The organism is Catenulispora acidiphila DSM 44928 (assembly GCF_000024025.1).
Lineage (GTDB): Bacteria > Actinomycetota > Actinomycetes > Streptomycetales > Catenulisporaceae > Catenulispora > Catenulispora acidiphila.
Map to the genome: position 1 here is coordinate 9,814,454 of NC_013131.1, position 12,161 is coordinate 9,826,614.

At 72.1% G+C, this 12,161-nt stretch carries 10 protein-coding genes; 8 read left to right on the plus strand and 2 right to left on the minus strand.

Features of this window, described 5'->3' with window-relative positions; genetic code table 11:
* Positions 1-7: 7 nt before the first annotated feature.
* Positions 8-4,057, minus strand: a complete 4,050-nt coding sequence (locus CACI_RS41880) for a type VII secretion protein EccC (protein ID WP_015797022.1) — start codon at positions 4,055-4,057, stop codon at positions 8-10.
* A 95-nt stretch (positions 4,058-4,152) separates the two neighbouring features.
* Here CACI_RS41880 and eccD point away from each other — a divergent pair, with 95 nt between their 5' ends.
* Genes eccD through CACI_RS41895 form a run of 3 tightly spaced genes read left to right on the plus strand, consistent with a single transcriptional unit; the run spans position 4,153 to position 8,224 of the window.
* The gene (gene eccD, locus CACI_RS41885; RefSeq protein ID WP_015797023.1) at positions 4,153-5,649 is read left to right on the plus strand and encodes a type VII secretion integral membrane protein EccD; all 1,497 of its coding nucleotides are present in this window, start codon (positions 4,153-4,155) and stop codon (positions 5,647-5,649) included.
* A gap of 3 nt (positions 5,650-5,652) precedes the next feature.
* The gene (eccB, locus tag CACI_RS46890) at positions 5,653-7,065 is read left to right on the plus strand and encodes a type VII secretion protein EccB (RefSeq protein ID WP_015797024.1); all 1,413 of its coding nucleotides are present in this window, start codon (positions 5,653-5,655) and stop codon (positions 7,063-7,065) included.
* A 31-nt stretch (positions 7,066-7,096) separates the two neighbouring features.
* Positions 7,097-8,224: a hypothetical protein gene (locus tag CACI_RS41895; protein WP_015797025.1), complete on the plus strand. Its 1,128-nt coding sequence runs from the start codon at positions 7,097-7,099 to the stop codon at positions 8,222-8,224.
* A gap of 43 nt (positions 8,225-8,267) precedes the next feature.
* On the opposite strand, the gene CACI_RS41900 is transcribed toward CACI_RS41895, so the two are convergent.
* Positions 8,268-8,960, minus strand: a complete 693-nt coding sequence (locus CACI_RS41900) for a response regulator transcription factor (RefSeq protein ID WP_015797026.1) — start codon at positions 8,958-8,960, stop codon at positions 8,268-8,270.
* A gap of 127 nt (positions 8,961-9,087) precedes the next feature.
* On the opposite strand from CACI_RS41900, the gene CACI_RS41905 reads away from it, so the two are divergent.
* The 5 genes from CACI_RS41905 (at position 9,088) to CACI_RS51830 (ending at position 12,099) form a co-directional block, all read left to right on the plus strand.
* A complete protein-coding gene (locus CACI_RS41905) occupies positions 9,088-9,429 on the plus strand; it encodes a WXG100 family type VII secretion target (RefSeq protein WP_015797027.1) in 342 nt (113 codons plus the stop codon).
* Between the two features lie 99 nt (positions 9,430-9,528).
* Positions 9,529-9,819 (plus strand): WXG100 family type VII secretion target, encoded by a 291-nt coding sequence (locus CACI_RS41910; protein ID WP_015797028.1) that lies wholly within the window; start codon positions 9,529-9,531, stop codon positions 9,817-9,819.
* 59 nt (positions 9,820-9,878) lie between these two features.
* The gene (locus tag CACI_RS41915) at positions 9,879-10,499 is read left to right on the plus strand and encodes a hypothetical protein (RefSeq protein WP_015797029.1); all 621 of its coding nucleotides are present in this window, start codon (positions 9,879-9,881) and stop codon (positions 10,497-10,499) included.
* Positions 10,499-11,194, plus strand: coding sequence for a hypothetical protein (locus tag CACI_RS41920; protein WP_015797030.1), 696 nt, complete (start codon positions 10,499-10,501; stop codon positions 11,192-11,194). The genes CACI_RS41915 and CACI_RS41920 overlap by 1 nt, the downstream gene beginning before the upstream one ends.
* A gap of 2 nt (positions 11,195-11,196) precedes the next feature.
* Positions 11,197-12,099: a hypothetical protein gene (locus CACI_RS51830; protein WP_015797031.1), complete on the plus strand. Its 903-nt coding sequence runs from the start codon at positions 11,197-11,199 to the stop codon at positions 12,097-12,099.
* The last annotated feature ends 62 nt before the right edge of the window (positions 12,100-12,161 follow it).

The following is a 12,161-nucleotide window of genomic DNA, read 5'->3' on the forward strand; positions in this document are numbered from 1 at the left end:
ACACCACTCACGCCGCGTCCTCGCCCGCCCACGCCGTCTGCAGCACCAAAGTCCCGCTCCGCCGGCTCACCAACTGCGCGCGCCCAGCAGGCAACCGCACCGGCCGCGCGTCACCAAGGAACACGCCCTCGTCCTTACTGCACGACAGCAACAGCCCCGGCGTACTCAACTCCCACAACCGCCGCAGCACCGGATCACTCATCCCGCGCGCCGCACCAGCCGTCGACCGCGCCAGCACCAAGTGCAGCCCGATCTCCGCGGACTGCGGCAGCAGCTCCAGCAGCGGTGCGAGCGGCGTCCCCCGACTGCCGATCATCAGGTCGTAGTCGTCCACGACCACATACAACTCCGGCCCGCTCCACCAGTCCCGCAGCGGCAGCCGCGCCGGCTCCACATCCGGTCCCGGAACGCGCTGCAGCAGCACCGGCGTGATCTCCTTCAGCAGATCCTCCAGCGCGCTCGCGGTCACCGCGTACCCGAGCTGCTTGGACGGCGGCACCGCGTCGTGCAGCCGCCGGCGGGTGTCCGCCAACAGAACCCTGACTTCCTTCGGCTCGGCGCGCCCGGTCACCGCCTTGGCGACCAGCCGCAGCAGGTTGGTCTTCCCGCTCTCGTTCTCGCCGAAGACCATCAGGTGCGGCGAGGTCGCGAAATCGTGCAGCACCGGCTGCAGCCGCGTCTCGTCCCAGCCGAGCGCCACCGCCGACCGGGAGTCCGGCTCCGCCAGCCGTGCCGAGGGCAGCAGCGTCGGCAGCATCCGCACCGGCGGCGCCGCCTGCCCGGGGTGCGCCTTGGTGATGTAGCGCACCAGGTCCCGCGTCCCCTCGCCGAGCGTCGCGGCGACCGGATCGCCGTCGATGCGCGGCAGCGCAGTCAGGAAGTGCAGACGCCCGCTGGTCAGGCCGCGGCCCGGGACCGCCGGCACCTCCTTGGCCAACGCGGCGTTCACCTCGGAGTCGATCGGGTCGCCGAGCCGCAGCTCCAGGCGCGTCCCGATGAGGTCGCGCAGCCACGGCCGCACCTCGGTCCAGCGCGCCGCGGTGATCACCAGGTGCACGCCGAAACCGAGCCCGCGCGCGGCGATGTCCTGGATCGAGGGCTCCAGCCGTTCGTAGTCCTGGTGGAAGGTGAACCAGCCGTCGATGACCAGGAAGACATCACCGAACGGATCGTCCGGGAACTCCCCGGAGCGCCGGCGCCGCCGGTACTCCGCCATCGATCCGACCCCGGCGGCGGCGAACGCCAGCTCGCGCTCGGCCAGCAGCATCGAGACCTCGGCGACGGTCCGCGTCACCTTCTCCCCGTCCAGCCGGCCGGCGACCCCGCCGACCTGCGGCAGGTCCGACAGCCCGGTCAGACCGCCGCCGCCGAAGTCCAGGCAGTAGAACTGGGTGTCGCGCGGCGTGTAGCGCAGACTCAGGGAGCTGATCAGGGTCCGCAGCAGCGTCGACTTGCCGGACAGCGGCGCGCCGACCACTGCGACGTGCCCCGCCGCCCCGGCCAGGTCCGCGACGAGCGGATCGTGCCGCTGTTCGAAGGGCCGGTCGGTGACGCCGAGCACGGCCAGCAGCGTGTCGTCGGGCCCGTTCACGCCGCGCGCCGGACCAACCGCGCCAGCCAGCGGACCGTACTGGGTCGAGCGCGGATCCGGGTTCGGCAGCCCGCCGGTCAGCGCCGCGACCGCCTCCGGCAGCAGCGCGTCCAGGGTCGGCGGCGTCGACAGCGGCGGCAGCCAGATCCGGTGCGCCGGACGTCCCTGCCCCTGCATCCGCGTGGCCAGAACCTGAAGCGTGGTCTCGGAAACCGGAGGGCTGGTGAACTCCTCCTCGGCTTCGGCTTCCGTCTCCTCGGTCTGCGGCGCGACCCGCGGCGCCAGATAGGAGGAGCGGTAGCGGATTACGTGATAGCGCCCCGAATCCTCGGCTTCCTCGCCGCTCTTCGGCGGGACGTACGGCGCCGAAACGTATCCCGCACGGAACCGGATCAACGGATCCGTGCCGCAGCGCAGGAATCCGTGTCCGGGCGTCGAGGGCAGGTCGTACGCGTCGCCGACGCCGAGCACCGCGCGCGACTCGGCCACCGAGAACGTCCGCAGACCCACCCGGTAGGACAGGTGTCCCTCCAGCGCGTGGATACGCCCTTCATCAAGCCTCTGCGACGCCAGCAGCAGGTGCACGCCGAGCGAGCGCCCCAGCCGCCCGATCATCACGAACAGTTCCAGGAACTCCGAGTGCGCCGCGAGCAGTTCGCTGAACTCGTCGACCACCAGGAACAGCGACGGCATCGGCGCCAGCGGCACGCCGGAGTTGCGCGCCGCCTCGTAGTCGCGCAGCGAGGCGTAGTTCCCCGCGGCACGCAAAAGCTCCTGCCGCCGCACCATCTCGCCGTGCAGCGCCGTGTACATGCGCTTCACCAGCGGCAGCTCGTCGGCCAGGTTGGTGATGACCGCCGAGGTGTGCGGCAGCTTGTCCAGCCCGAGGAACGTCGCGCCGCCCTTGAAGTCGACCAGGACGAAGTTCAGGATCTCGGGGTCGTTCCTTACCGCCATCGCCAGCACCAGCGTGCGCAGCAGCTCGCTCTTGCCCGAGCCGGTGGCGCCGATGATCATGCCGTGCGGACCGGTTCCGCCTTGCGCGGCCTCCTTGATGTCCAGCTCGGCGGGCAGTCCTTGTTCGGTGAGGCCGAGCGGTACGCGCAGCCGCTCCCGGTTCGGCCGCGGCTGCCAGGTCTGCGCCGGCTCCAAGCCGCGCGCGTCCCGGATACCGAGCAGACCGGTGAAGGAGATGTCGCCGGTACCGCGTCCGCCGGAATCCCCCGCGCCGCTCACCCGCAACGGCGCCAGAATCCTTGCCACAGCAGAGGATTCGGCGGTACTCAGCGTCGCCGCGCGTCCCAGAGGATTGACATCCTCGGTGCCGGCCCGGTCCGAGGTGACGGCGGCGAGCGCGGCGTCCGCACCCTCCCGCGTCGCGCGCAGCCGCAGCGTCGCCACCGGGGCGTCCGGCCCAACGGCCGCGCCGGTCAGGTCCAGCAGCACCGCGTTGCGGTAGCCGCTGCGCAGCGCGCGATGGTCGGCCGGCAGCTCACCGCCGTCCAGCAGGATCACCGTGAACGGCTCCCGCGCGCTCGGCGGCGCGCTCGGATCGTGCGGACCGCGCTCGCGGAAGTCGCCGGGGTCCAGCAGCCGCTCCAGATCGGCGAAGCTGTCGCTGATCAGCCGCACCCGGCCGACCGCGTCGAGCTCCGAGGTGTGCAAGGCGTGCGGCAGCCACTTCACCCACTCCCAGCGCTCGCGCGTGGCGTCTCCGCAATGCACGGCGATCCGCAGGTCCTCCGGGCTGTGCAGCACCGCGAGCTGGGTGAGCAGGGCACGCACCACGGCCCGCGTCGCCGGTCCGTCGCCGTCGAACGCCACCCGCGAGAACGCCCGCAGGTTCGCCGCGATCGGCAGGTCCGGAATCGTCTTGTACGCCTGCAGGAACCGGCGCAGTGCGTTCGCCGACACCGGGTCCAGGTCCTCGATCGGCTTGGTCTGCGGCGGCGCCATCTTCACCGCCAGCGCCATCGGCCCGGTCGCCAGGCGCACCTCGGCGAAGTCCCGGTCCGCCGGTCCCCGCTCCCACAACCGCCCGCTCATCGCCACCGACCACAGCGCCGCCGGGTCCGGATGCCGCCAGGCCAGAGCCTTGATCTGGGCGTCGATGTGCTTGCGCACCTGGCGCCGGTTCTGGTCCAGATGCCGCAGGTAATCGCGGCGCTCCCCGGACAGCTTGGCCTTCTTGTCGCCGCCGCCGCGCCCGAGCTGCATGCCGACCATGCCCACGGAGGACACGGCCATCATGCCGCCGGCCAGATAGTTGGTGGCGCGCGCGCCGGGCTGCAGGAACATCATCGCCATGGCGCCGCTGCTGGCCGCCATCGGCAGCACCATCACCGCTTGTCCGAGGCCTCCGGACACCGGCTCGGGGATCGCCGGAGGCTCCTGGAAGGCGATCTCCCCCTGGGGGAACTGCGGCGCGGGGCGACGCGGAACCGGCCGGTATTCACGGATGCTCAACGTTAGCTCTGCTTCCCCTGGCGGACCGTCCGCACGAACCGCGATAGTCGAGCACTTGTCCGGACCGGCGCGCAATAGGGAAGAAGAGCTGGACGTTGAGCATCCGAGCCACGCTGCCTGAGGCCGATTTGTGCCGCCTGTCGATCGCGACCCCCGCCAACGTGCTGGAACTCGCACTGCCGACCGCCGTCCCGCTCGCGGACTTCCTACCAGCGGTATTGAGCTTCGCCGGGCCCGAGTTGGCCGACGCCGGCCTGGCCCACGACGGCTGGGTGCTGCAGCGCGTCGGCGGCGCGCCGCTGCCGGCCGCCCGCACGCTCGCCGAGCTGCAGATCCTCGACGGCGAGACGCTGTATCTGCGTCCGCGCCGGGCCACCGCGCCGACCGCCGTCTTCGACGACGTGGTGGACGGCTTGGCGACCGCCGTGCGCGAACGCGAAGACCGGCTGCGCGAGAGCGCCGGCCGCTGGGCCGGACCGGTCCTCGGCGTGGTCGCGCTCGGCGCCGGCGCGGCCGGAGTCGCCGCCGGACCGGGTCCGATCGGACAGCGGGCCGCGGTCGCCGGCGCGCTCGCCGTCCTCGTCCTGATCGGCGCCGCCGTCGCCGGACGGCTGATGGCCGCGCGCCCGACCGCGACCGCGCTCGGCGTCGCCGCCGTCGGCTGGGCCGCCCTCGGCGGCTGGCTCGCGGCGGACACCTTCGCGCACACCATGACGCATCCGGAATCTGCCGCCGCACTGTGGGCCGGCGCGGCAGCACTGCTGGCGTCGGCCGCCGCCGCGGCGGCCGTCGGCGGAGCGCCCGGCGGCATCGGGGACCTGCCCTCGACTCCGCGCCGCGCAGCGAACGGAACCGCCGTCCTCGACGAGCCGGACCTCGGTACCAGTGGTCTGGAACCGTTCGCCACCACCGCGATCGTGGCGGTCGGCACGGTCGTGGCCGGAGCGCTCGGCGTCGGGTTCCACCGCGCACTGTCGCAGACCACGATGATCTCGGCGGTGATCGGGCTCGGCTTCGTCCTGGCGGTCCCCAGGCTCGCGTTCCGCCTTGCCGGGCAACGGCTTCCGGCGCTGCCCGCCACCGCCGAGCGGATCCAGGTCGACCTCCCGCCGCGCGGCCAGGCGGACCTGTGGACGACGTCGGCGCGCGTGGAACGGATCATGGCCGCCCTCCTGCTCGGCAGCGGACTGCTCGCCGTCGGCGGGGCGACGCCGGCCGCCGGGCACGGCGTGCTCGGCGCGATCGCCGCCGCCGACCTGGGCATCGCCTTCCTGTTGCGGGCGCGCGTGTTCGCCCGGACCACCCTCAGACTTCTGCTGCAGAGCATCGGGATGCTCGCCCTCGCAGGCGGCGCCTGGCGTGCGGCTGCCGTGGCGCACACCCACGCGGTCGGCGTCACCGCGGGGATCGCTGTCGGCACTTTGGTGATCGGCATGATCGCCGCGTCCATCGGCCCGAAGCCGCAGAGCGACGACCCGCCCTACGCGGCGCGCGCCGCCGACGTCGCGGAGTACTTCGTGCTGACCGCGCTGGTGCCGCTGGCGCTCGGGGTGATCGGCGTCTTCGGCTGGGCGCGCGGACTGGCGGGCTGAGCGGTGGCAACACGACGGCAAGAACTGCAGGCGCACAAGTTCATGGTGCGGCGGCTGACCGCGGGACTGGTCGGCGGCGACCCCGGCGCCGCACAGCCGCCGGCGCAGCGGCTGAAGGCCGGGCTGTTCCTCGGGACGGCAGCCGGGGTGCTCGGGATCGGCGGCTCGGCGGTGGTCGGGCTGATCTCGCCGAGGACCGACAGTTCCTGGCAGGACGGTCAGTCGGTCGTGGTGGAGCAGGGCACTTATAACCAGTACCTCTATACGGACGGCGCGCTGCACCAAGTGCTCAACCAGGCGTCGGCGATGCTGGCGTTGCCGAAGTACGCGGTACGCACCGTCCCGGCTTCGGCGCTGAAGAAAGTGCCGCGCGGGACCCCGGTCGGGATCATCGGCGCTCCTTCGGACGTACCGGATCCCTCCACTCTCGTCGGGGGTCCGTGGACGGTGTGTTCTTCGGCGGCATCGGACGGCAAGGCTCAAGTCTCGGCGGCGCTCGGGCTCGAGGTCGCGGGCACGGATGTGGCCGACGGTCAGGCGCTGTACGTCGGCGTCGGCGACGCGCGCTACCTGGTCTGGGGCGGCAAGCGGCATCTTCTGAAGGCGCCGCTGGCGTTGATGACGGCGTTCCAGATGACGGCGGCGCAGCCAACGATCGTGGGTGCGGCGTGGCTCAACGCAGTGCCCGCCGGGTCGGACATCGCGCCGCTCAGCCTTGGCGCGCGCACGGTTTCCAGCACTTTGGGGACCGTTGGTGATCTGTTCACCTACCAGGACGCGAGCGGCAGCTACGAGTACGTCGTCACCGCGCAGGGTCTGACCCCGGTGACCCCGACGCAGTCCGCGTTGCTGCGAGCCGGGGGTTCCCCGGCGCCGCGTCCGCTGGACCCGAGCCGGCTGGTCGCGGCGAAGCAGCAGAACCAGGTCACCGCGGCGCTGTCCGGCGATCTGCCGGCAGCGATGCCGACGCTCGCGGCCGGGACCGGGCTGACCGGCGCGACCGCTGCCACCGGCGGCGCGAGTGGCGTCGCGGGCGCGGTGTGCCTCGAGGAGACACCGGCTACGGACCCGACGGCGCCTCCGGTCTACCGGCTCCGCTCGGTCACCGCGGCCGCCGTGGACACCGCCGGCCCATGGAGTCCGACCGACGGCAGCAACGGCCGCGCGGACCGTGTCCTGGTACGTCCAGGCGTCGGCGCCGTGGCGACCTCGACGGCCGGCGGCGTGGCGCAGCTGCTCAGCGCGGTCGGCTCGCGCTTCCCGGTGGCGTCCAAGGACGACCTCGGGCGGCTCGGCTACGGGTCGGTCACCCCGACGTCCGAGCCAGCCTCGATCCTCGACCTGTTCCCCGAAGGACCCGCGCTAGACGCGAATGACGCGCGTACACCTAGGCCCGCTACCGTGTCAGCGCCATGATCGGCCCGACGCCAGCGAGGAGGATGCGCCGATGGCGCACGACGACGACATCGAGACCGAGCGTGACACGGCTCCCTTGCCCGACACAGCTGCCTTGCCCGATACGGAGGTCCAGAGTTCGGAGGCACCGCCCGCACCAGGCGTTCTGAGCGCCGACCCCGAGCCCGAGCCCGACGGCGAATACCTCGAAGTCCCCGAGGCACATCGCCTTCGGTCCGGCGCCTCCGGCCGCTCCAAAGGACTCATCGCGGCAGCCGCGGTCGGCGTCCTGGTCGTCGGCGGCGCCGTCGCGGCGACCGTCGGCGGCGGCTCGGGTAAGGGCCCTGACAAGTCGGCCGCTCCCACCGCCGGTCTCGTCGGCCAGCAGATCTCCAGCAGCACCGACGGCGTCTACGCCAGCAACCCCACCGGCGCCGCCAGCGGATCGCCGTGGGTGTGGCAGACCGGTCAGTCGACCGCCAAATACCCTGGCGCCACCACGGGAACCGCGTCCGCGCCCGGCGCGCCGAAGCCCACCGGTTCCGCCTCGGGACCCGGCAGCAAGTCCTCCGGTCCCGGCATGCCGCAGCACAGCTCGTCGGCGCCCGGCGTGCCGTCCGGCTCGCAGCCCGCCTCATCCGCCGGCGCACCCGCGACCGCACCCTCCGCCCCGCCGCCGGCGACCGTCACGCTGGTCGCCGGACCGGGCTGCCCGGGCCTGCCCGGAAGCGGCGGGTACAGCGCGGTGGGCTCCGGCGCCAGCTCCGGCTGGGGCAGCAACGGCAGCGGCGGCTGGAGCGGTGACGGCTGCAGCGGTTCGATGCAGTCGATGCCGATGACCGGCGACTCCAGCAACGGTCCCAACCGCGCCCTGTGGTTGTTCGGGAGCGGGACGGCTGGGTTCGCGTCGTGCGTGGTGAGCGTCTACGTGCCCTGGGACGGCAAAGCCACCGACACCGGCGGCACGGCGGCCGCGTACCAGGTCGCCGAGGGTACGGCGGACACCACTGTCGCCACCTTCACGGTGAACCAGAACACGACCCACGGGCAGTGGGCCACGCTGGGCACCGTCAAGGTCGGCGGCGACAGCGTCAAACTGCGGCTGCTCGACCACGGGGTCGACTACCCCGCGGGCTGGCGCTACGGAGTCGCCGCGGCCAAATTGCAGTGCACCGCTTGAGAACGTTGGGCAGATCCGGCGAGTGGGGCACGCCGGCCCTGCCTCACGCCGCGCTCAGCCGGTGGAACGACTCGGGCGTCACCATCCGGTAGCCGACCCCGCGCACCGTGGAGATCAGCCCGGGCAAGGCGATCTTCGCGCGCAGCGAGGCCACGTGGACCTCGAGCGAACGTTCCGCGCCCTCCCAACCGGCCGGCCACAGCTGGGCCACCAACTCCTCGCGCGGCACCGCGCGGCCGAGCTGGCGCATCAGCACGACCAGCAACTGGTACTCCTTGGGGCGCAGATCGATGCGGGTCCCGTGGACCGTCACCGCCCGCGCGTCCTCGGAGACCACCAGCGGGCCGGCGGTCAGCCGCCGCGGCGGGCCGGCCGGGACCGGCGCCGGCTGGTCGCGGCCGGGAGCCACCGCCAGCCGCAGCCGGGCCGCCAGCTCCTGCAGGCCGAACGGCTGGACCGCGTAATCATCGATCCCCGCCTCGTGCCCGCGCAGCCACGCCTGCAGGTCCACCCGCTGCGTCACCGCGATGATCGGCGCCTGGGTGCGGCGCCGCAGCCGGCGGCAGTACGCCAGCACCTCGTTGTCGATCACGCCGCAGTCCAGCAGCACCACGTCCGCGGCGACCTGCGGATCGGCGTCCGCGTCGGTTTCGCGGACCTCGAAGCCCAAGATCGCCAGACCGCCGCTGACCGTGCGGCTGCGCCGCCGGCCCAGACCGGTCACCAAAACTCTCATGACACCACTTTCGCGGGTGCCTCACCATTTGCTCAACATCTGCCGGACCTCCCCTTGTTGTGCGTCCTCGGCGGCTGCTGGGATTCCCTGGACGACCGTCAGGACCGACCAGACACAGGAGCCCGCCATGGTGGACCCGACACTCCAGCACGAACATGAAGCGATGCAGCAGGCGGCCGGCGAATTCTCGCGGGCCCTGGACGACCTGAACGGCTACGTCGCGCCGGTGCGCGCCGACCACGACGCGCTGCAGTGGCAGAGCGACGCCGCCAACCGGTACCGCGAGCTGTTCGACCAGTGGCTGATCCAGTTCGGCGACATCTGCAAGGCCCTGGAGACGATGCGCGAGGTGCTCGGCGCCAGCGCCAAGGACTACGCCGACAACGAGGAGTGGGCGGTGCAGGTCGTGAAGGGCATCGGCGGCCCGGACGACTACACGGCGGCCCAGAAGGCCTTGCTGGGCATGTGATTCCGCGCCGGGCTCCCCCTCCGGACCTCCGGACAGCCCGGTCCCGCAGTCCCGCACCCCGACCGCTCAGTACCGACCACGCACCGCTAGGAGATCGCAATGGCTTTCGTCGCCAACACCGACAACATGGCCCAACTCGTCAGCACCCTGGGTACCGCCAGCAAGAACATCGACGACCGGCTCGCCGCGCTGCAGTCCTACGGCGACCGGCTCAAGTCGACCTGGACCGGCCCGGCCGGCGACGCCTACGAGGCCCAGAAGCAGAACTGGGACCGCGCCGCGAACCAGATGAACGAGCTGCTCTCGGCGTTCGGCCTGCACCTGAACAACATCACCGACGGCATCGTGCACACCGAGAACACCGCCACCAAGCGCTGGCAGACGATGTGATCTCCGGCACCCCGTCGACCAGTCCGCAGCGCGCGAGCACAGAAGAGTAGGAGAGGGTTGTGACCACCGATTCCGGCGACAGCTGGAACGTCGGCTCCCACACCGCCATCCCCGGTCCGACCATCGGCACCGTGGCCGCCGACGCCGACGCCATCCGGGCCCTGGCCACGTGGTTCTCGGACACCCTGACCGCCGACGGCGGGCTGTTCACCGCCGGGCGCTCGTGGCTGGTGGACTGCTCGGCGACCGGCGGCTACGCCGGCGCGCCGCTGCGCTACGACCTGTACGCCGGGCGCAGCTCCGGCAAGGGCAGCGCGATGGCCGGTCCGGACGTCACCGCGGTCGGCATCCTGCCGGGCTACGCCAAGGACGACACCTTCATCCCCAGCGCCTACAACCTGAAGACCACGGTCGACACCCAGCTCTCGACGCTGTACACGAAGCTGATCGAGGACCCGAACAGCACCCAGATGTCCGACGGCAACCTCTACACCATGGTGAAGATGCTGGCCGACACGCTGAAGAAGGTCGCGGACGACTACGACAAGGGCGACGCGCAGATCGAGACCGACCTGCAGGCGCTGGGCAGTGCGTTGCAGGACAACCTGACCAACTACCTGAACAACAACGGCTCCGGGAACGGCAACGGCAACGGGAACCACAACAACGGAGGCTCCTAGTGACCAGTTACTACGGTGAGTACGTACCCCCGCCGCCCCCGCCGCCGCCGAAGGTCACCAGCACCACGTCCACCAGCTCCAGCGCGGACTGCAGCTACACGCTGAACGTCACGGTCGGCAACCCGCCCGGCTCCAGCGACCGGCACGACGACACCACCGCCCCGGCCACCGGCAAGGGCTTCGCCGGCTACACCTGGAACCAGGCCATCACCGCCATCGTCGGCGGCTGCGGCGACGGCTCCTACGGCGACCTGCCGCCCGAGGGCACGTGGGCCAAGCCGCCGACGCTGGAGACCGCGCACTACGCGATCCTGACCATCCGCACGATGCTCGACAACTACGTCACCGCGGTCAACGCCGCGCGGGACAGCATCCTGAAGAGCTGGAAGGGTCCGGCGGCGGACGCGTTCAAGACGACCCTGAAGTCGTTCACGGACTACGTCACCGCGCTGTCGGCGGAGATGCACAAGTACAACGAGGCCGGACCCAACAACCTGCTGCACATCGCGCACATGAACCAGGCGATGAGCGACGCGGCCTCGTTCATCTGGGCCGGCTCCACCTACGCGGACGGCCACGACCGCAAGACCCCGGTCACCCTGGCCGGCGACCTCAGCTACACCGGCACGATGCTCGGCGCCGGCGAGGCGATGGTGCAGGCCTTCGACGCGGCGCTGACCGCCCTCAACGAGTAGCCATGGCCTTCTTCGACATCTCGAACACGAAGTACAAGGACCCGAACATCACCCCGGGCCCCGACGGAGGCGGCGGGGGCGGCGGCGATGGAGGCGGCGGCGGAGGCGACGGAGGGGGAGGCGGCGGCAACGACCCGAACCTGAAGGACCTCGGCGGCGGAGGCGGAGGAGGCAGCGGCAGCTTCGGCGGCGGCGACGACCTCAGCGGCAACAAGAACCTGCTCGGCGGCGGAGGAGGCGGCTCCGGCAGCTTCGGCGGAGGCGGCGACCTCGGCGGAGGCTCCGGCCTTGGCGGCGGCGGGCTGGGCGGTCTCGGCGGAGGCTCGGGCAGCTTCGGCGGAGGCGGCGGCGACCTCGGCGGTGGAAGCCTCGGCGGCGGCGGTCTCGGCGGTCTGGGCGGAGGCTCCGGCAGCTTCGGCGGCGGCACCACCTTCACCCCGCCACCGACCAGCCTGCTGTCGGGCATCCGACCCCCGTCGTCCGAATTCTCCAGCCTCCCCCGCGATAACTTCAGCACCGGCGGCCCAGGCGGCGGCTCCGGCACCTTCGGCGACGGCGCCTTCGGACCCGGCGGCCTCGGCACCGGCGGCCTCGGAGGCAGCTCCGGCACCGGCAGCGCCGGCAACTTCACCGGCAACGGCACCAACGGCATCAACCCCAACGCAGCCGACCTGGCAGCAAAAACCGCAGCTGACGAAGCCGCCGCAGCCCGCACCGCCGAAGGAGGCGCCGAAGGCGGCATGCCCATGGGCGGCATGGGCGGCATGGGCAACGGCGGCCAAGGCCAGAACAAAGAACGCGAACGCAACACCTGGCTCACCGAAGACGAAGAAGTCTGGGGCGCCACCAGCAACGCCCTCGGCGGCGTCCTCGGCACCCTCCCCGACCCCGGCACCCGCCGATGAACCGCCCCCACCCACACCGCGGCTCGGTCACCGACCGGGCCGCGGTCCCGGCGCGCTCGGGC